Annotated in this window: 13 protein-coding genes and 4 pseudogenes; 5 read left to right on the top strand and 12 right to left on the bottom strand. The window is 65.9% G+C overall.

The features are described from left to right. Nucleotides 1-20: 20 nt before the first annotated feature. On the top strand, nt 21-275 hold the full coding sequence (locus tag LRS12_RS14255; protein ID WP_257845111.1) for a hypothetical protein: 255 nt from the start codon (nt 21-23) through the stop codon (nt 273-275). Nucleotides 276-328: 53 nt separating this feature from the next. Here the strand turns inward: LRS12_RS14255 and LRS12_RS14260 are convergent. Beyond that, a pseudogene (locus tag LRS12_RS14260) lies at nt 329-1,490 on the bottom strand (N-acetyltransferase). A 136-nt stretch (nt 1,491-1,626) separates the two neighbouring features. On the opposite strand from LRS12_RS14260, the gene LRS12_RS14265 reads away from it, so the two are divergent. Next, the gene (locus LRS12_RS14265; protein WP_257845112.1) at nt 1,627-2,736 is read left to right on the top strand and encodes a fatty acid desaturase; all 1,110 of its coding nucleotides are present in this window, start codon (nt 1,627-1,629) and stop codon (nt 2,734-2,736) included. A gap of 100 nt (nt 2,737-2,836) precedes the next feature. Here LRS12_RS14265 and lptG read toward each other — a convergent pair whose 3' ends face one another. The 11 genes and pseudogenes from lptG to LRS12_RS14320 form a co-directional block, all read right to left on the bottom strand. Then, entirely contained in the window at nt 2,837-3,934 is a 1,098-nt protein-coding gene (lptG, locus tag LRS12_RS14270; protein WP_257845113.1) for an LPS export ABC transporter permease LptG, read from the bottom strand. Then, nucleotides 3,931-5,131: pseudogene (gene lptF, locus LRS12_RS14275) on the bottom strand (LPS export ABC transporter permease LptF). Before lptF ends, lptG begins: the two are co-directional and overlap by 4 nt. Before the next feature lie 86 nt (nt 5,132-5,217). Beyond that, nucleotides 5,218-7,176, bottom strand: a complete 1,959-nt coding sequence (locus tag LRS12_RS14280; RefSeq protein ID WP_257845114.1) for an ATP-binding protein — start codon at nt 7,174-7,176, stop codon at nt 5,218-5,220. 40 nt (nt 7,177-7,216) lie between these two features. Then, nucleotides 7,217-8,431, bottom strand: a complete 1,215-nt coding sequence (locus LRS12_RS14285; RefSeq protein ID WP_257845521.1) for an aminotransferase class I/II-fold pyridoxal phosphate-dependent enzyme — start codon at nt 8,429-8,431, stop codon at nt 7,217-7,219. Nucleotides 8,432-8,475: 44 nt separating this feature from the next. After that, entirely contained in the window at nt 8,476-8,718 is a 243-nt protein-coding gene (locus LRS12_RS14290; protein WP_257845115.1) for an acyl carrier protein, read from the bottom strand. A 284-nt stretch (nt 8,719-9,002) separates the two neighbouring features. Next, a complete protein-coding gene (locus tag LRS12_RS14295; protein WP_308223024.1) occupies nt 9,003-9,848 on the bottom strand; it encodes an NAD(P)H-binding protein in 846 nt (281 codons plus the stop codon). Nucleotides 9,849-10,080: 232 nt separating this feature from the next. Further along, nucleotides 10,081-11,184, bottom strand: coding sequence for a glutamate 5-kinase (gene proB, locus LRS12_RS14300; RefSeq protein WP_257845116.1), 1,104 nt, complete (start codon nt 11,182-11,184; stop codon nt 10,081-10,083). Between the two features lie 167 nt (nt 11,185-11,351). Then, nucleotides 11,352-12,167 (bottom strand): alpha/beta hydrolase, encoded by an 816-nt coding sequence (locus LRS12_RS14305; RefSeq protein WP_257845522.1) that lies wholly within the window; start codon nt 12,165-12,167, stop codon nt 11,352-11,354. A 240-nt stretch (nt 12,168-12,407) separates the two neighbouring features. After that, nucleotides 12,408-13,106, bottom strand: a pseudogene (locus LRS12_RS14310) (MipA/OmpV family protein); the annotation flags it as partial. A 39-nt stretch (nt 13,107-13,145) separates the two neighbouring features. Beyond that, nucleotides 13,146-14,195, bottom strand: coding sequence for a GTPase ObgE (gene obgE, locus LRS12_RS14315; RefSeq protein ID WP_257845117.1), 1,050 nt, complete (start codon nt 14,193-14,195; stop codon nt 13,146-13,148). A 2-nt stretch (nt 14,196-14,197) separates the two neighbouring features. Continuing rightward, a complete protein-coding gene (locus LRS12_RS14320; RefSeq protein WP_257845118.1) occupies nt 14,198-14,830 on the bottom strand; it encodes a TetR/AcrR family transcriptional regulator in 633 nt (210 codons plus the stop codon). A 49-nt stretch (nt 14,831-14,879) separates the two neighbouring features. Here LRS12_RS14320 and LRS12_RS14325 point away from each other — a divergent pair, with 49 nt between their 5' ends. The 3 genes and pseudogenes from LRS12_RS14325 (at nt 14,880) to LRS12_RS14335 (ending at nt 20,231) form a co-directional block, all read left to right on the top strand. After that, on the top strand, nt 14,880-15,740 hold the full coding sequence (locus LRS12_RS14325; RefSeq protein ID WP_257845119.1) for a metal-dependent hydrolase: 861 nt from the start codon (nt 14,880-14,882) through the stop codon (nt 15,738-15,740). Between the two features lie 109 nt (nt 15,741-15,849). After that, on the top strand, nt 15,850-17,034 hold the full coding sequence (locus tag LRS12_RS14330) for an efflux RND transporter periplasmic adaptor subunit (RefSeq protein ID WP_257845120.1): 1,185 nt from the start codon (nt 15,850-15,852) through the stop codon (nt 17,032-17,034). A 12-nt stretch (nt 17,035-17,046) separates the two neighbouring features. Beyond that, nucleotides 17,047-20,231, top strand: a pseudogene (locus LRS12_RS14335) (efflux RND transporter permease subunit). The last annotated feature ends 54 nt before the right edge of the window (nt 20,232-20,285 follow it).

The raw sequence follows: 20,285 nt of genomic DNA on the forward strand, positions 1-20,285 counted from the left end.
AAGTTCAAGGGAGATTTGTTATGCGTACCACGATGTTCGCCCTCGCTGCGGGTCTGGTCACCGCCAGCCTGTCCGAACCTGCGCTCGCCGCGCCAACGCCACGGGACACCCCCGCAGCAGCGCCATCGCCCTCCGGCACCGAGGCCGCCGCCGACACCAAGCGCTACTGCGTCAAGTACACGGTCGCCGGTTCGCGGCTGGAGAAGAAGATGTGCAAGACCCGCGCGGAATGGATCCTCGAAGACGAATTCGATCCCCTCGCCCCCCGACGGTAGCGAGGGTGCGGCCCGCAGTGCCCCTAACGCTGCGGGCCGCCTATCCTGGGGCTTTAGCCCAGATTCTTCGCGTAGATTTGGTACACGCGATTGACCTTGCTCTCGATCGTGTCGGCGATGGCATTCATCCCCTGATTATCGTCGAGCACCCAGCCGATCTCCCCTCGGGTCGCGCCGAAATCGACGATCGCGTCGCGACGGATATATTCGATCATCATGAAGGCGAGCTGGCTCGCCATGCGCGATCCCTTGCAGCTTCTTGAGGACGCCCATCAGCGGGACGCGCATGCCCCTCGCCTTGCCGCGATGCAGCCACCACAGCAGCTTTGCCCAGCCGAACGGGAAGAGGTTGCCGTTGAGTGGCCCGAGCACCTCGTTGAGGTCGGGGAGGGTGATCATGAACGCCACCGGTTCGCCATCCAGCTCGGCAATTCGGATCAGCTTTTCGAAGACGATCGGCTTCAGCTTTTTTCCGACATCGTCGATTTCCGGCTGGGTGAGGGGGACAAAGCCCCAATTGTCCGACCATGCGTCGTTGAGAATGCTCAGGATCAGCGCGGCTTCCTCAGCGAAGCGCGATTTGTCGACTGTGCGGATGCGGATGCGGTCGCTCTTTTCGCCCATCGCAACGATCCGCTGGACTAAAGGGGGAAAGTCTCCGGTGATATTCAGGTCATAGGTCTTGAGCTGCTTCACAGGTACGAAGCCCGCATCCTCGATATAGTTGCGATAGGCGGGCTTGTGGTGCCCCATCATCACCATCGGGGCGTGGTCATGACCCTGGATCAACAGGCCGGGCTCCTCCCAGATCGACAGCGAGATCGGGCCGACGACGCGGGTCATGCCTTTCTTGCGCAGCCACTCCTGCGCGGTGTTGATCAGCGCGCGCGCGACATTGTCGTCCTCCGACTCGAACAGGCCGAAAAAGCCGGTGCCGGGGCCGAAACCCTGCTCGACGGGCATTTCCAGCGCCAGCCGGTCGATATGCGCGGCGATCCGCCCAACGGGTCGCCCGTCGCGTTCGGCCAGGAATAATTGTGCCTCGGCATGGCTGAACCAGCCATTCTTCTTCGGGTCGATCGCGGCGGCGACTTCGCTGCGCAGCGGCGGTATCCAGTTCGGATCGCCACGGTTGAGGCGGTACGCAAGTTCGATGAAGTCGCGCTTGTCCGCCTTGGTGGTGACCGGGCGGATGGCGAGCGGGGCAATGGCCACGAAATGGCACCTTTCGTTGATTTGCGCCAATTCAGTCACGCCTTGTCGCGCCCAAGTCAACTGGGGGACCGAGTCCCACCGGGGCGGTGTTGAAATGCCACGCAATGGCCACGATCTGATGCCAATGCCGGACGCTATGAATAGTCTCGCCCTTGATGCGGCCGCGCGGGAGCGTGTTGCCGATGCGCCGGTCGCGGCGTCGAAGATCCGCTTGTCCGGCATGGCCGACGACAAGGCGATGCTGCGCGCCGCGTCGGAGCTGACCCGCGATTTGCAGACGCCGAGCGCGCGCATCTATTGGAGCGATTTCCTCGTTTCGGCAGGAGTCGGCTATGCCGCGCTGGCGGGCGCGATCCTTGCCCCGTCGATCGGCTGGGCGCTGGCAAGCGGCGTGCTTGCCGTGCTCGCGCTCTATCGCGCCAGCCTGTTCATTCACGAGATCACGCACCTTAAGCACTCGTTGCTGCCCGGCTTCCGGGTGGGGTGGAACCTGCTGCTCGGCATCCCGATGATGCTGCCGAGCTTCATGTATGAGGGCATTCATACGATCCACCACACGCGCACCCGTTATGGCACGGTGGAGGACCCCGAATATCTGCCGCTCGCGCTGATGAAGCCGTGGACGCTGCCGGTGTTCCTGCTGGTGTCGACGCTGATGCCGGTCGGGCTGCTGCTGCGCTTCGGCGTGCTGGGGCCGCTGTCGCTGCTGTCGTCAAAGCTGCGCCGCGTTGTCGTGGGCCGCTATTCGGGCCTCCAGATCAACCCCAAGTTCGAGCGCAAGGCGCCCGAGGGCGAGTTCGCCCGCCAGTGGCGCTGGCAGGAAATCGGCGCGAGCGTGGTCGCGGTGACGCTGATCGCCACGGTTTCGACCGGCGTGCTGCCGCTCAAGGCGTTCCTCACCTGTATGGTGGTGATCTCGGGCGTCGCGGTGCTCAACCAGGTGCGCACTCTGGTCGCGCATCTGTGGGAGAATGAAGGCGAGCCGCTGACGGTGACCGCGCAATATCTCGACAGCGTCAACGTGCCGGGCGGGTTCCTGCCCTATCTGTGGGCACCGGTTGGGCTGCGCTTCCATGCGCTTCACCATCTGCTGCCGAGCCTGCCCTATCATTCGCTGGGCGAGGCGCACCGGCGGCTGTCGGAGGCGCTGGGGGCCGACTCGACCTACAGGCAAGCGAACTACCCGACGCTGCGCGGCTTGATGGCGCGGCTCGCGGCGAGCACGATGAAGGTACGGGCGCAATAATCGCGTCGTCTGCCCGGGCTTGACCCGGGCCGGGGCATCTTCCCTCAGGCGCGCAAGGCAGCCCGGCCCCGGGTCTAGCCCCGGGGCGACGTTGGGAGGGCTATTCCTCGCTCTTGAGCAGCACCGCCTCGCCGATCATCGCGAACAGCAGGAACGGCGCCCAGGCAGCGAGGAAGGGCGGGTAGGCGCCGAGATTGCCCATCGCCAGCGCGAAATTGTCGGCGACGAAGTAGAGGAAGCCGAGGCCCATCCCCATCACCGCGCGGACGAACAATTTGCCCGATCGCGCGATGCCGAACACGGCGGCGAGCAGCGGCATCAGCACCGCCGAGAGCGGGCCGGACAGTTTGTGCCACAATGACCCTTCGAGCGCCTTGGTCGGGCGGCCGGCGGTCTTGAGGTCGTCGATCGCCTCGCTCAGCGCACCGAACGACATGCTTTCGGCATCGACATTGGCGAGGGTGAACTGGTCGGGGCGCACGCCCTGCCCGACGATCACATCGCCCAGCGGGGTGAGCTTGCCCGTCGCCACATCGAACCGCTCCGCGCCCTGAACCCGCCAGCCATTGCCCTCACGCCGCCCGGCCTTGGCACGGACGAGCGACTTCAGCACGGCCCCGTCGCGCTCATAGACCGTAACGCCGCCCAGGATCGCTGCGTCGCCCCGGCCCTTGATCTGTTGGGCGTGGATCAAATGACTGCCGTTGCGGACCCAGACGTTCGAGCGGTCGCCCCGGTCGATCGGCAGCGGGCCGTATTCGACCTTCTTCCAGGCGGCGAGCGTGGAACTGGCCCGCGCGACGACCCGGTCGTTGAAGCTGAAGGAAATGATCGCGACGCCCAGCCCGGCGATCATCAGCGGCGCAAGCACCTGATGCGCCGACAGGCCCGATGCCTTGAGCGCAATGATCTCGCTATTCTGGTTCATCGTGCTGAACGTGACGATGGTGCCGAGCAGCACCGAAAAGGGCAGGAAGGTCGCGATGATCTGCGGCGCGCGCAGACTGACATAGGTCCAGACCTGGGCATCGCCATTGCCCGGGAAAGCGAGGATGCGGCCGGATTCGCTGAGCAGATCGAGCGTTTGCAGGATCAGCACCAGCCCGAACAGAAAGGCGAAGGTGTTGATGAGGAACGAGCGCGCCATGTAGAATGACACGGTTTTCGACGGGAAGAAGTCGGTGAGCGCGTGAATCATGCCGTCACCTTCCGCTTGCGGCGCCCGGGCAGGTATTTCGCCACGGCTTTCCAGGTCTTGGCGAAGAATTTCTCAAGCGCGCCGATCGGCTGTCCGCCCGGCACATAGGCGATGGTGTAGTACATCCACAGCACCAGGCCCGCGAAGATCAGGAACGGCCCCCACAAGGCGAGCAGCGGATCGACCAGTCCGAGACTGCCCACTCCCTGCGCATATTCGTTGATCTTGTGATATGTGACGATCATCACGATCGACAGAAAGACCCCCCAGCGCCGAGGTCGATCGCTTGGGCGGCACGCCAAGTGCCAGCGCCAGCAGCGGCAGCAGGAACATCGTCGCGACCTCAACCACGCGGAAGTGGAAGGCGGAGCGGCTGGTATCGCGTTCCTCCTCCGACTTGCTGCGGTCGCCGCCGATCTTGGCGAGTTCGGGCAGGGTCAACTCAAGGTTACGCTCGCCGCGTTGCCGGAATTGCTCGAATTTCGGCAGATCGATCGGCAAATCGTGCGCGTCGAAGGTGAGAACGCGCGGAACGTCGAACTTGGGCGACTGGTGGACCAGCGTGCCCTTGGTTAGGCGAAAGATGATGACATCGGGATCATCGGTGCGCAGAAACTGTCCCTTTTCCGCGGTCGCGGAGACGATGTCGCCGCCCGGCGCGCGCGCACTGACGAAGATGCCCGACAGGTCGCGGCCCTCGTTGCGGCTCTCCTCGATCCGCAGCGTCATCCGGTCGCCCATATTGGTGAACTCGCCGACCTTGATCGACGCGCCGAGCGCACCGGTGCGCAACTCGAACCGCAGCCCTTCGTAATTGTAGCGGGCATAGGGCTGGATATAGCCGACGATCGCGAGATTGAGCGCGGCGAGCGCGAAGGCGTACATGAAGGGGACGCGCAGCATCCGCCCATAGCTCATGCCGACAGCGCGCAGCACGTCGAGTTCGGAAGTGGTGGCGAGGCGGCGGAAGGCGAGCAGGATACCGAGCATCAACCCGATCGGAATGCCCAGGCCGAGATATTCGGGCAGCAGATTGGCGAGCATCTGCCACACCACACTGACCGGTCCGCCCTCGCTCGCGACGAAGTCGAACAGCCGCAGCATCCGGTCGAGCACCAGCAGCATCGCAGAGATCAACAGCGTAGAGATCAGCGGAACCGCGATCAGGCGCGCCATGTACCGGTCGAGTGCGGTCATCGAGTGTGGTTCGCGCCTTCAAAACTGACTGACTGCCGGCCGGCCCGGCATGAACACTCCCGCTATATCGAAGGTTGCAGCTAAATCTAGCCTGTGGGCGCGTCGGCAGGTGCCTGCGCGGCTATCGCATCCGCCAGCGCCTGTTCGAGCGCGGCCAGCGTAAACGGCTTGCGCAGTACCGGTCGCCCGGCGAAACGATCCTGGTCCGCTTCGCCGGCATAGCCGGTCACGAACAGCACGCCGACCCCGTCGAGCTGGGGCTGGAGCCCTGCGATCATTTCGGGGCCGGTCTGTCCGGGCATCAGGACATCGGACATGATCAGGTCGAGCGAACGCAGTCCGGCGACGATCTGCGGCGCAGTGAGCGGGTCGGAGCAGGCAATCGGACGATGGCCGAGCTCCTCCAGTGCGGCGAGCGTGGCGGACAGGACGCGCGGGTCATCCTCGACCACCAGAATGTCGAGCGCACGGTGCGGTCCGGCGCGCGGGCCGATCCGCTCCGGCGCGACCTTTTCCTTGGGGGTTGCGGCGTGGCAGGGGAGGAGCATCGTCACCGTCGTCCCTTCGCCGACGACCGACTCGATCCGCACTTCCCCGCCCGACTGGCGCGCGAAACCGAAAATCTGGCTGAGGCCGAGCCCGGTTCCCTTGCCCACCGGTTTGGTGGTGAAAAAGGGTTCAAACACGCGGTCCATGACTTCCCTGGTCATCCCGGTACCCGTGTCGCTCACGGCGATGCTGACATAGTCACCCGGCGCGCATTCTCCGGCAGCATCGCCCTCGAGCGCGACATGGCCCGATGCGATCACCAGCGTCCCGCGCCCGTCCATTGCGTCGCGGGCGTTGACGGCCAGGTTCAACAGCGCATTTTCGAGCTGCACGCGGTCGGCCCAGACGTGCCACTGCGTTCCCGCGCTGCGTGTCTCGATCGTGATGCCGTCGCCCAGGGTGCGATCGAGCAGCACCGACATGCCCTCGATCAACTCGGTCGGCTCGATCGCTTCGGGGGCGAGCGCCTCCGACCGTGCGAAACCGAGCAACTGGCGGGTCAGGGCGGCAGCGCGGCTGGCACCTTCTCCGGCGTTTTCGATATGACGCAGCGCTTCGGTTGCGTCGTCGGGCAAGTTACGTTTGGCGAGCTCGATCCCGCCCAACACGACCGCGAGCATATTATTGAAATCATGCGCGATTCCGCCGGTCAGCTGGCCTACCGCCTCCATCTTCTGCACCTGGCGGAGCTTCTCCTCGGCGGCGGCGCGTTCGCGCGCTTCGGCCTGAAGCCCGGCGGTGGCGGCGGCGACGGCGGCTTCCAGCTCCTCGGATCGGGCGCGCTGCGCTTCGATCTCGGCGGCGGCGGCGGCGCGGTCGCGGATCGCGCGCACGCTGAGCCAGCCAAGGATGATCGCGCCGACCGTCAGCAGCACGCCGAAGATCGCGAGGTTGCGGGTATCCGCCGCCGCGCCCGCAGCGGTCAGCCGCGCTTCTTCCGCGCGGGCGCTGAGCAGCAGCCGTTCGGCGTCGAAGATCGCCCCCGTCTCGCGCGACAGGGCGGCGAGATGGGGCGAGCGCCGCGCTTCGTTGAAATAGGCATAGGCCGCTTCGTTCCGGCCGAAATTGGTGTTCTGGGCGACTTCGGCCAGCTCCGCGCCCCGCGCGGTGAAGGCGTTGCGCAACCGCGTGGCGCGGGCAGTCTGTGCGGCATTGCCGCGGACGCGACGTTCGAGCAGGCCGAGCTGGCCGTCGGCGCGGCGCCATTGGTCGACAAAGTCGCGCCCAACCCGGCGCTCGCCTGCCACGACATAGCGGCCCAAAGTCGCCTCGGCCTGTGCCACGGTCGCGGCGAATCCCTGGGCGAGGACCATTACCTCATAGCTGTCAGACTGTCGCGCGAGCGCCGCCTGGCGCTGGGCGTCGGCGTTGCGCTGGCTGACCACCAGCAGGCCGAGCACGGCGATGCCGAGCAGCGCGATCAGGATCATGAGGCCCGCGCGCCAGTCCAGACTTGTCAGGCGGCGCATAAGCCCGGTGATGCGGCTATCGCTCATGGTCTCACGTCTAGGCGGTGGTCGTGACCAGCGCCAGCGTTCAGGCGATCACCCCGACTGCCTGTCCCGCCGCCTTGAACATGCCCAGCACGCGGTGAATCTGCTCGGGCGTATGTTCGGCGCAGAGCGAGCAGCGCAGCAGGAAGGTGCCGGCCGGCGTCGCGGGAGGACGCGCGAGATTTACGTACAGCCCGTTCTCCAGCAACGTCTGCCACATCGCCGCGCCCTGCACCTGATCGGTCAGGATCACCGCGATGATCGCGCTGTCGGCCTGTTCGGTGCCGAGCTTGAAGCCCATTTCCTTGAGCCCCGCGTGCAGCGTGCGGGCATTGTCCCACAATTGCTCGCGCTTCTTCGTCGCGGTCATCAGCTTGCGGATCGAGGTCGCGGCGGTGGCGACGACACTCGGCGGAAGCGACGCGGTGAAGATGTAGGGGCGGCAGGTGAGGCGAATCGCCTCGAACTTCGGGTGGTTCGACACACAGAAGCCGCCGACGGTGCCGACCGACTTGCTGAAGGTGCCGACGATGAAGTCGACATCGTCCTCGCACCCCAGCGCTTCGTACACGCCGCGGCCATTGGGACCGTAAAAGCCCATCGAATGCGCCTCGTCGGACAGGACCATCGCGCCATGCTTCTTGGCGACGGCGACCATTTCCTTGAGCGGTGCGATGTCGCCGAGCATCGAGTAGACGCCCTCGAGCACCACCAGCTTGCCGGCTTCGACGGGGAGGCGGCCAAGTCGCTTGTCGAGATCCTCGACGCTGTTGTGGCGGAAGCGCACGATTTCGGCGACGCCCTGCTTGCACCCGTCATAGATCGACGCGTGGCTGTCGGCGTCGAGGATGATGTAATCGCCCTTGCCCGCCAGCGTCGAAATCATGCCGAGATTGGCCATGTACCCGGTCGAGAACACGATCGCGCCGGTCGTGCCGTAAAACTCACGCAGCGCCTGTTCGACCTCCATATGGTCGCGGAAGGTGCCGTTGAGCATGCGGCTGCCATTGGTGCCGCTGCCAAACTTTTCGAGCGCTTCCTTGCCCGCCGCGATCACGTCGGGGTCGAAGGTCATGCCCATATAGTTGTAGGTGCCGAGCAGGATCGTGTCCTTGCCCTTGATCACCGCCTCGGTCGGCGACTTCACCTGCTCCATCACCACCGCATAGGGATCGGTGAAGCCGGCATCGAGCAGCGCCTGACGCTCCGCGATGATGGCGTCGAACTTGCTCATCAGGTCGGGCTTGGCACCCGTCATGGGAGCGGGGGCGTCGGAGGTGGCGATTGCGTCGGTCACGTGGGTCAGCCCTTCAGCTTCTGGACCGCGTCGACCAGCTGGCCGACGGTTTCGATCTCCGCCTGCATGTTCATGGTGATGATGATGTCGAACTCGTCCTCGATCGCGGCGACGAAATCCATCACCGTCAGGCTGTCCCATTCGAGATCGCCCGCAAAGGTGGTGGAATCGGTCAGTTCGACGCCCTTCTTGTTGAAGGGTTCGATCTGTGCGGAGACGGTTGCGAAGATGTCGTTACGGTCGCTCATGCGCGGTCCTTAATGATGTGGGCTGGCACTGCCAAGCGATTGCGGCGGAATTGGGGGGAGAGCGGGGCGGTGCCTGACACCCCTTGGAGGGAAAGCTGACGATTTTGATGGGGTGTCATGCGCGGTATCAGGCCGACTGTGCGACGCGATGCGGCAAGGGGGAGGGCCGGGACCATCGGCCGACCCAAGCAGCGAAAATCCAACATTTCAAGGCTGTCCGACTGCCTAGAGCAAACCCTGCGACCGGTACCAGTCGGCGGTCTGCACCAGCCCGTCGAGCGTCTCTATCTGCGGTGCCCATAGCTGCGCCGGGGGCGGTGGTGCGGGGTTGCGGTCCAGTCGGGGTGGCTGAGATAGGCGGCGCGGTCGGGGGTCAGCTTGGCGTTGGCTTCACGCAGGAAGCGGTCGGCATGGCCGACAAGGTGGAGCAATGCGCGCGGGACGTGGATCGGGATCGGGCGGCTGCCGACCGCGCCGCCGACCAGCCGGGCGAACTCGGCATGGGTGTAGCCTCCGTCCACGCCGTCGTCGCATTCATAAATGTGGCGACCTGTATCGCTTTCCGCCATCGCGACCAGCAGCCGAGCGAGATCGTGGACATGGACCAGTGAGATGCGGCCCGCCGGGGGCAGCACGACGAACCCGAATTTCGCCATGCGGAAGATGTCGCGCATCTCCATGTCGCCCGGGCCATATACGCCGGGCGGGCGGATCATCGTCCAGTCGAGCCCGGACTTGCGCACCTCTTCCTCGGCGCGTTCCTTGGACCGGCCATATTCCGATAGCTGCGGCTCGCGTGCGGAGAGCGAGGATACGTGGACGAAGCGGCGCACGCCCATGGATGCTGCGGCGGCGGCCATGCGCGCGGTGCCGTGGACATTGCCGTTGATGAAGCCGGCGGGGTTGGGGGCGTTGACCACCCCGGCGATGTGGACGACCGCGTCCGCGCCGCTGGCGAGCCGGGCGAGCGCATCCTCGCTGTCGAGATTGCCCGCGATCCAAGTGACGCCTTCCCGCGCCGGTTGCTCGCGGCGGGTGAGCGCGCGGACGCGGTGGCCGCGAGTGAGGGCGTGGTCGACGGTGGCCTTGCCGACGAAACCGGTGGCTCCGGTGAGCGCGAGGACTGCCATCTCTAAAGCCCCTCCCTTTCAAGAGTGGCGGGTTGGGTTGCCCCCGGCAATCCAAGCCCAGTCCGGGGGACTGGGCGACCCGCCACTGGGTTGGGGGTGGGTGCGAGACGCGCAGCGGCTCGCCCGGCGCGAAGCGACGGCCGGGGCATCGAGCCCCGTCCGCCGCTGGACCCACCCCTAGCCCCTCCCTTGAAAGGGAGGGGAAGAAGAACCGGCAGGGTGAGGGTCAGCGTCACAGCAGCACCATATGGTTGCGGTGGACCAAAGCCGAACGCGGGGCGTAGCCGAGGATCTCGCCCTGATCCTCGCTGCGGGTGCCGAGGATCGCCTGCGCTTCGCCCGCATCATATTCGGCGAGGCCGCGCGCGATCGGGCCGTTCGGACCTTCGATCGTGACGAGGTCGCCGCGGAAGAACATGCCGCGCACGCCGGTCACGCCGATCGCGAGCAGGCTGCGCCCCTCCGCCAGCGCGGCGGCGGCGCCCGCGTCGATCGCGATGCTGCCCTTGGCGGTGAGGCGACCCGCCAGCCAGGCTTTCCGGGCGCGGGTGCGTTTTTCGGGGAGGAAGATGGTGTGGCGCGCGTCGGCGGACAGCGGGCGGTCGATCCGGCCGCTGGCGATGGCGAGGCTGACCCCGGCGCTGGCGGCGATCCGCGCCGCCTCGATCTTCGACACCATCCCGCCCGATCCCATGCCGGAGGCGGAGCCGCGATCGGCCATCCCCTCGATCCGCGCGTCGATCTGCGTGACCTGCGCGATATGCTGCGCGCCGGGGAGGGCGGGGTTGCGGTCGTACAGGCCGTCGATGTCGCTGAGCAGGACGACGCCATTGGCATCCGCCGCCTGCGCGACACGCGCTGCCAGCCGGTCATTGTCGCCGAAGCGGATCTCGGCCGTGGCGACGCTGTCATTTTCGTTGATGATCGGCACCACGCCGAGGCTGAGCAACCGCCCGAGCGTCGCGGCGGCGTTGAGGTAGCGGCGGCGATCCTCAAGATCGTCGAGCGTCACCAGCATCTGTGCGGCGGTGAGGCCGTTTGTCGCCAGCATTTCGGCCCAGACCTGGCTGAGCGCGATCTGGCCGGTCGCGGCGGCGGCCTGCGCATCCTCAAGGCTGGCGCGGCCGCCCTTGGGGAGGTTGAGGCGGCGCGCACCGAGCGCGATGGCGCCGGAGGAGACGACCGCGACCTGCTGTCCCGCCCGCACCCGTTCGGCGATGTCGGTAGCGATCCCCGCCAGCCAGTCGCGCCGCACGCCGCCATCGGGATCGACGAGCAGCGCCGATCCGATCTTGACGACGAGACGCGGGCAGCAGGCGGGCGGAAAGAGATGCATCGAGGGCCGCATACAGGCGCGGCGGGTGATGTGGGAAGTGCAGAAGCGATTGTGCCGAATCAATCACGCCTTGCGCCTCTTTGTTATCCCGGGCTTGATCCGGGACCCCGCTTCTTCGACCGGCCAAGGCAGCTGGGCCCCGGGTCAAACCCGGGGTGACGAGAGGGTCAGGGTTGGAAACGCGTTTTCAGCCAGGCGTCGACCACCGGCGTCGCAGGATAGCCGGCCTGCCCCAGCTTCCGGTTGATTTCCATATGGCCGATCAGGCCGCGCCCGGCCATCCGCGTGACCTGGGCCGGGGTACCGGCCTTGCGCAGCGCGGCACCGAGTGCTTCGGACTGGCGCTTGCCGTCTTCGCGATCGACATGGAGGATCAGGAATGCGGGGGCGTTGGGGCCGTCGGCGTGCGCGGTGGGGGACAGCGATTTTTGCCGCGCGGGATCGCTGCCGAAGGCCTGGGCATAGGTGTCCTGCATGATTCCCGGGCCATCGGCCATCTGGGCGGCGACGTCATAGGCCGCGCCGTCGAGCGGGATCACGCCCTTGATGTCGGACAGCGCGAAGCCCGCTGCGCGGGCATAGGCCGGGTCGGTGCCGACCAACGCGACCAGATGCGCGCCGGCGCTGTGGCCCATCAGCACCATGCGCTTCGGGTCGATGCCCAGTTTCGCGGCGTTGGTGCGCAGCCAGGCGAAGGCGGCGGCGACATCGGCGGCCTGATCCTCGACCTTTGCCGCGGGGACGAGGCGATAGTTGACCGAGGCGACGGCATAGCCCTGTCCGAGATAGTGCGTCACCTTGTCCGCGCCGGTCGCATTGCGCTTGTCGCCGCGCTTCCACCCGCCGCCATGGACGAAGATCACGATCGGCGCGGGTCTGGCGCTGTCCTTTGCTGCCCAGAAATCGAGCTTTTGCAGGGCGTCGCGGCCATAGGCATGCTCGACCATGCCGGTTGCGGGAGCCGTGGCACCGCCCGCGGCCATGCGCTCCGCGATCCGCTCACGGAGGCGCTGCGCGTCGGCGGCCTGTGCAGTCAGCAACGCCGCCCCGCCGAGCAATGCGATCAGTCTCAACATCCGCGCCTCCCGTCGATGTTGCGCCGTCATGCCCGGTTGTTGCTGAACTGTAACTGTCCCGGCGTGGTTACTCGCCGCCGAACGTATAGCTGAGCGCCAGCCCGACCGAGGGCTGGCTGCGCGATCCGGCGGCGCGGACATAGGGGAGCGACCCGCGTCGCCGACCAGATGGTCGTAGCGGGCATAGGCGCTGATCCCGACCCGCTTGCCGAGCTGGCGCAGATAGCCGGCGGCGATGCCCAGCCCCTCGACCCCGCCATCGGGGCGGAACTGCGCCAGACCGGAGGCTGCGCTGTCCGCCGGGGTGATCCCATACCAGGCGCGGTGATAGGTCGCGTCGGCGAGCGTCACGCGCGGACCGATCGAGAACAGCCAGTTGTCGCCATCGCGGGCGATAATGTCGGCGCTCAACTCGCCCACCAAGCCGTCGTGGCCGCTCACCGCCTTGCGCGCCTCGGCACGGACGCGCAGGTTGGGGGCAGGGTAGGTCTGCGCGAAGCCGCCGATCTCGAAGCTGAACCCGACTTCGTGGAGCGGCACGCCGATGTCCGCAGCCTTGCGCTTGCCCTTGAAGCCGAGCGCGGGGCCGAATTCGATTCCGCCCGCGTCGGCGACGACGAACCCGAAACTTTCATCGGGTGCCTCGAAATCGAACGGATCGTCGCCGCGCGCGCGCGAAACGTCGAAAAAGGGGCCGAACGAGAGATCCTTGGCACCGGGCGTCGCGGGCGACACTTGCGGCCCGACATAGATTCGGGTGCGCAGCGGTTCACGCGACGGGGCCTCTTCCTGTGCGAGAACAGGGGACGCGAACAGCAAAGCGGGCAAGGTGACGCGGATCAACATGCCCTCGAAACTATCATTTTGGGTTACCCGCGCCAGCCCCTAGATCGGCGACCACTCCACCACTTCCTCGCCCTCATCGTCGTCGCTGACCCGCGCGTGATCGGGGCCGATCGCCTCAAGCAGCTTGTCGAGCGCCCAGTCGACGCCGATGCCCGCCGCGCCGGAGATCGCGATGACTTCCGCACCGCTGGCTTCTTCGAGCTCGGCGGAGAGGGCGGCAATCAGCTCGTCGTCGAGCATGTCGATCTTGTTCAGCGCGACGATGATCTTCTTGTCGAGCAGCCCCGCGCCGTAGGCGTCCAGCTCGTCGCGGACGATACGGTAGCTGGTGGCGACGTCCTCGTCATTGGCGTCAACGAGGTGGAGCAGCACCTTGCACCGTTCGATATGGCCGAGGAAGCGGTCGCCGATCCCCGCGCCTTCCGCCGCGCCCTCGATCAGCCCGGGGATGTCGGCGATGACGAACTCATTGCCCTTGTGCCGCACCACGCCAAGCTGGGGGCGGGTGGTGGTGAAGGCATAGGCGCCGACCTTTGCCTGGGCGTTGGTGACGGCGTTGATGAAGGTGGACTTGCCGGCATTGGGCAGGCCGACCAGACCCGCATCGGCGAGCAATTTGAGCCGCAGCCAGACGAACATTTCCTCGCCCGGCCAGCCGGTGCCGTGCTGACGCGGGGTGCGGTTGGTGCTGGTCTTGTAGCTGGCGTTGCCGCGCCCGCCATCGCCGCCCTTCAGGAAGACGATGCGCTGCCCTTCCTCGGTCAGGTCGGCGAGCAGGGTGCGCTCCTCGTCATCGGCGAGGATTTGCGTGCCGATCGGTACCTTGATGACGAGATCGTCGCCACCCGCGCCGGTCTTGTTGCTGCCCGACCCGCCATGGCCGCGCTGGGCGCGGAAATGCTGAGTGTAGCGGAAGTCGATCAGCGTGTTGAGGCCGGGCACTGCTTCGAAGATGATGTCGCCGCCCTTGCCGCCGTCGCCGCCGTCGGGACCGCCATATTCGATATACTTCTCACGCCGGAAGCCGACGGCACCGCCGCCGCCCCAGCCGGATTTGATGTAGATTTTTGCCTGGTCGAGAAAATGCATGACTAGATGTCCTGGCCCCACATCTTGAGAAAGCGGGGGGAGCCGATGAGCTGACGCAGCGCGATTTCGCGCGCGGCGCCACGGGGAAGGTCGAGCGATCGGGCGAGCTGTTCGCCGAGCAGCGCGTCGCCCATCGCCATCAGGACGAGGGCGAGCGTGTCCTCACGCAGCGCGGTACCGGTGTCTTCGCCCTCGACCGCAGCGATCTGATCGACAAGACCGTGAATGACTTCGAGGATCGGGTCGAGCGCGTCCTCGTTCCCCGAAAGGATCATCCAGCTTGCCAGCGCGCCTGCGCCGGATTTGTCGAAGGCGTCAAAGGCGAGGTCGACGACCTGCCGGGGCTTGTCCTCCGTCGGTGCCTGTCCGTCGGCGCGCGCTTCCTGAATCAGGCAGACGATGCGCGTGCAGACTGTCTCGGCGAGGCTGCGGGCGAGCGCGCGCTGCAACCCCGCCGCCGACCCGAAATGGTGGAGGAGGTTGGCATGGGTGCGGCCGATGCGCGCGGCAACGGCCTTGAGCGTCACCGCTTGCGGCCCCGCCTCAATCAACAGGGCGCGTGCGGCCTCCAATGCGGCGTCGCGCGATTCCTCAGGGCTGAGGCGTTTGCGTTCGGGGATCGGTGTTATTGACATTTGTGTAAGTAAGAGGTAGCTGTCATCGCAGATGCCTTGGAGCAAAACCATGTCGAACGCAAAGACTCCCGCTGACCTGACCATCACGCCGCGCGACCGCCGTTTCGGGCGCGGGCAGCGGCAGGACCGCTGGTGGCTGGGCGGCGATGTCACCGCGACCGCCTTTTACAACGCGCTGTCGGTCACGTTTCCGAAGGGCGAAGCCTATTTCATCGAGAGCGTGAAGGCGTTCCGCGAGGGAGTGGACGAGAAGCTGGCGCGTGAGATCAAGGCGTTCACCGTGCAGGAAGTTGTGCACAGCCGTGAGCATGTTGCGTTCAACAAGCGCGTGCTGGACCATGGTTATGACATCAGCCGGCTGGAATCGCGGATCGACCAGGTGCTGGAGATCGCGCGGGCGCGGCCCAAGATCGTCCAGCTCGCCGCGACGATGGCGCTGGAGCATTACACCGCGATCCTCGCCTCGGAGCTGATCAGGAACCCGAAGCATCTCGACGGTGCCGATCAGGAGAATGGCGATCTGTGGCGCTGGCATGCACTGGAGGAGATCGAGCACAAGGGTGTCGCATACGACACCTATCTCCACGCGACCAAGGGCATGAGCCGGTGGAAGCGCTGGAAGATCAAATCGCTGACGATGCTGCTCATCACCGGGACCTTCTGGAAGCACCGGATCGAGGGAACGCTGGACCTGATGGCGCAGGACGGCGTCACCGGCTGGCGCGCCAAGGCGATGGTGGCGAAATATCTGCTGGTCTCCCCGGGCATCGTCACGCGGATGATCCCGGCCTGGATCAGCTACTTCCTGCCCGGCTTCCATCCGTGGAATCATGACGATCGCGCGCTGATTCAGAAGGTGGAAAGCGACTATGAGGCCGCGATTCTGCCCAACGGAACCGTGGCCGCATAGCCGCGTATTTAATTACTGAACGGAAAATATCAGAAATTATCCGTTGCGGGGTTGAAACCGCTTTTCCGCCTCCCCCAATTGCTGCACCGCAATAAGGGGAAATACGATTATGCGTGTCCTGGCAGGCTTTGTGGCGCTGGCGGCTTTGAGTGCTTGTGGTGGCGGCCAGCCGCCCGCCGCGCCGCCACCGCCCGAAGTGATGGTCGCAACCCCGCTCCAGCGTGAAGTGGTCGACTGGGACGATTACACCGGGCGCTTTGTGGCACCCGAGGATGTCGAGCTGCGCGCGCGGGTCAACGGTGTCATCACCGCAGTGCATTTCCGCGACGGTCAGGATGTTCGCAAGGGCCAGGCGCTCTTCACGATCGACCCGCGCCCCTATCGCGCCCAGCTGATGCAGGCGCAGGCGCAGATCGCCCGCGCCCAGGCCGCGCTCAACAATGCCCGTCAGGTCACGGCGCGCAGCCGCGCGCTCGCACAGGCGCAGGCGGTGAGCGCCGAGGAGCTGGAGGCGAATGTTGCGGCGGAGCGCAGTGCCGCTGCCGATCTGGCCGCTGGCCGCGCGTCGGCGTCGCAGGCGATGCTCAATCTGGGCTTCACCACCGTCCGCGCGCCGTTCAGCGGGCGCATTTCGGATCGCAAGGTGAGCATCGGCGATTTCGTGGCCGAGGGGCAGACGGTGCTGACCCGTGTCGTCTCGCTCAACCCGATCTGGTTCGAATTTGAGGGCGCCGAGGCCTTCTACCTCAAGAATCTGCGTCAGGATCAGCGCGGTGAGCGCGGGTCATCGCGCAACACCGCCAACCCGGTGCAGATCCAGCTCGCCGACGAAAACGAGTACCGCTGGAACGGCCGCATGGCGTTCCTCGACAATGCGGTCGATCCCAATTCGGGGACGATCCGCGCGCATGCCGTGGTGCCCAACCCCACCGGCTTCCTCACACCGGGCATGTTCGGTCGCGCGCGCCTGCTGGGTTCGGGCAGCTATCGTGCGATGCTGGTCCCGGACGAGGCGATCGTGACCGATCAGACCCGTCGCCTGGTCTATGTGCTGAGCAAGGACAACAAGGCGACCCCGCGCGTCGTCGAGGTCGGGGCGAAGGCCGAGGGGCTGCGCATCGTGCGCGACGGGCTTGCGCCCACGGATCGCGTGATCCTGACCGGCGTCGGTCGGCTTCAGCCCGGTGCTCCGGTTACGCCCAAGGTAGGCAAGATCACCCCCGACGCGAGCAAACAAGCTGCGCCGACGCGCCCCATCGATCCGCCGGCTTCGGGCCAGGCGACCGTCCAGTAAGGGGCGCAAGCCATGAAATTCCCGCATTTCTTCATCGAGCGGCCGATCTTTGCGGCGGTGCTGTCGATCCTGATCGTGATCGTCGGCGCCATCGCCTATCCCTCGCTCCCGATCGCGCAATATCCCAATATCGCGCCACCGACGGTGGTCGTCACCGCCGCCTATCCGGGGGCGAGCGCCGAAACCGTCGCGGAAACGGTCGCCGCGCCGATCGAACAGGCGATCAACGGCGTCGATAACATGCTCTACATGACGTCGTCGTCGATCGGAAACGGCCAGACCCAGATCACCGTGGCGTTCAAGCAGGGCACGGATGTCGATAAGGCGCAGGTGCTGGTCCAGAACAAGGTCGCGACCGCCGAGCCGCGCCTGCCCGAGGATGTGCGCCGCATCGGCGTGACGGTGAACAAGAGCTCGCCCGACTTCCTGATGGTCGCGTTCTTCACCTCGCCCGACAACAGCCTCGATATCCAGTATATCTCGAACTACGTCACGCTGCAGGTCCAGGATCGCATCGCGCGTATTCCGGGAGTGGGGCAGGCGCAGGCGTTTGGCGGGCGCGACTACAACATGCGCGTGTGGATCGACCCCGGCCTTGCCGCCGCCCGCGACATGACCGTGGACGAGGTGGTCAATGCGATCCGTGGACAGAACGTCCAGGTCGCCGCCGGCACTGTCGGCGCGCCACCCTATGGCAACGCCAGCCCGGCGTTCGAACTGGGCGTCCAGACCAAGGGCCGACTGACCACGCCGGACGAGTTCGGCGCGATCGTGGTCAAGCGCGACACGATGGGTCGCCTGACGCATCTGCGCGATGTCGCGCGGATCGAGCTTGGCGCACAGGATTACAACTTCAACGGCTATCTCAACGACAAGCGCGCGGTCGGCGTCGGCATCTTCCAGCTGCCCGGCTCGAACGCGCTTGCGACCGCCGATGCGGTGAAGGCCGAGCTGGCGTCGCTGGCGAAGGACTTTCCCCGGGGATGACCTATTCGATCGATTACAACCCGACCGAATATATTGCCGAGTCGATCACCGCGGTCGAGCACACGCTGATCGAGGCACTGGTGCTCGTGGTGCTCGTCGTCATCGTGTTCCTGCAGAGCTGGCGCGCGGCGATCATCCCGATCGTGGCGATCCCGATCTCACTGGTCGGCGCGTTCGCGGTGCTGCTGGCGTTCGGCTATTCGCTCAACACGCTGTCGCTGTTCGGACTGGTCCTCGCGATCGGCATCGTCGTCGACGACGCGATCGTGGTGGTCGAGAATGTCGAGCGATTGATGGAAGAGGAGGGGCTGTCCCCCAAGGAAGCCGCGCACAAGACGATGGACGAGGTGTCGGGCGCGATCATCGCGATCAGCCTGGTGCTGACCGGGGTGTTCATCCCGACCATGTTCATCCCGGGAATCTCCGGCGCTTTCTACCAGCAGTTCGCGATCACCATCGCCTCGGCGACGGTCATCTCGGCCTTCGTCTCGCTGACGCTGTCGCCCGCGCTCTGTGCGCTGGTGCTGAAGCACAAGGGGCATGACACCATCCCCGCACCCGGCTGGCGCGGCTATCCCGCGCGGGCAGGGGCGGCGTTCAACCGTGGGTTCAACCGGCTGTCGGAGAATTACGGCAAGCTGACTGCGCGACTTGTGCGGATGCTGATGGTCGTCGGTGTCGTCTACATGGCGCTGATCCTCGTCGCTGGCTGGCGCTTCACCTCGACCCCGTCGGGCTTCATTCCGCCGCAGGATCAGGGCTATCTGATCGGCGCGGTGATGCTGCCGCCCGGCGCATCGCTCCAGCGCACCGATGCGGTGGTGCAGCAGGCGATCACCGAGGCGCGCAAGCTGCCGGGCGTCAAATATGTCGTCGGCTTTGCCGGTCTCGATGGCGCGAGCTTTTCGACCGCGCCGAACACCGGCGTGCTTTTCTTCGGCCTGGCCCCCCATGCCGAGCGTGAGGCAACCGCAGATCAAATCCAGGGCGCGCTGTATGGCGCGCTGGCCCCGATCAAGGGCGGCGACATCCTCGTCATCGCTCCGCCCCCGGTTCCGGGGATCGGCACCGGCGGCGGGTTCAAGATGATGATCCAGGACCGCGAGGGGCTGGGTTACAACGCGCTCGCGCAGTCCGCCTTCGGCATGATGATGGGCGCGAACCAGCAGGAAAGCGTCACGAATGCCTTCACTTTGTTCAACACCGGCACGCCGCGGCTGACCGCAGATGTCGATCGTGAGCGGGCGGAGCGGATGGGCGTGCCGGTGTCCAACGTCTTCTCGACGCTGGGGGCCTATCTGGGATCGTCCTATGTCAACGATTTCAACTATCTGGGCCGCACCTTCCGCGTGACGGCGCAGGCCGATGCACCCTATCGCGACGATGCCACCGACATTCAGGGTCTCAAGACCCGGTCGGCGTCGGGCGAGATGGTGCCGATGAGTTCGGTGATGACGCTGCGCAACGACAGCGGCCCGTATCGCGTGGTGCGCCACAACCTCTATCCGGCAGCGGAACTGCAGGGCGATTCCAAGCCCGGCTATTCGACCGGCCAGACGCTGGATGCGATGGAGGCACTTGCGGCGCAGACCCTGCCACAGGGGATGAGCTTCGAATGGACCGAGCTGGCGCTGGAACAGAAGTCCGCCGGCAATACCGGCACGATCGCCTTTGGCCTGGCGGTGGTTTTCGTCTTCCTGTTGCTCGCCGCGCTCTATGAGAGCCTGGTGCTGCCGCTGGCGGTGATCCTGATCGTGCCGATGTGTCTGCTCGCCGCGATCCTGGGCGTCAATTTGATGGGGATGGACAATAATATCCTCACGCAAATCGGGCTGGTCGTGCTGATCGGCCTGGCGGCGAAGAATGCGATCCTGATCGTCGAATTCGCCCGTCAGAACGAGGATCAGGGCATGGACATGTTCGAGGCGGCGAAGCACGCGGCGCATCAGCGCATGCGTCCGATCGTGATGACCTCGATCGCCTTCATCCTCGGCGTGCTGCCGCTCGTGATCGCGAGCGGGGCGGCGGCGGAGCTGCGCCAGGCGCTGGGTGTCGCGGTGTTCTTTGGCATGATCGGCGTGACGATCTTTGGCCTGATCTTCACCCCGGCCTTTTACGTCATCAGCCGCAAGTTCGGCATCTGGGCGAGCGCGCAATCGGCACGCTTCCGCTCCAAACCCCATGATCCCGTGACGGAGCCCGCAGCATGAAGCGCCTTTTCATCATAAGCGCGAGCGCGGCGTTGCTGGCGGGCTGCGCGGTCG

The organism is Sphingomonas sp. J344, from assembly GCF_024700005.1.
Taxonomy (GTDB): domain Bacteria; phylum Pseudomonadota; class Alphaproteobacteria; order Sphingomonadales; family Sphingomonadaceae; genus Sphingomonas.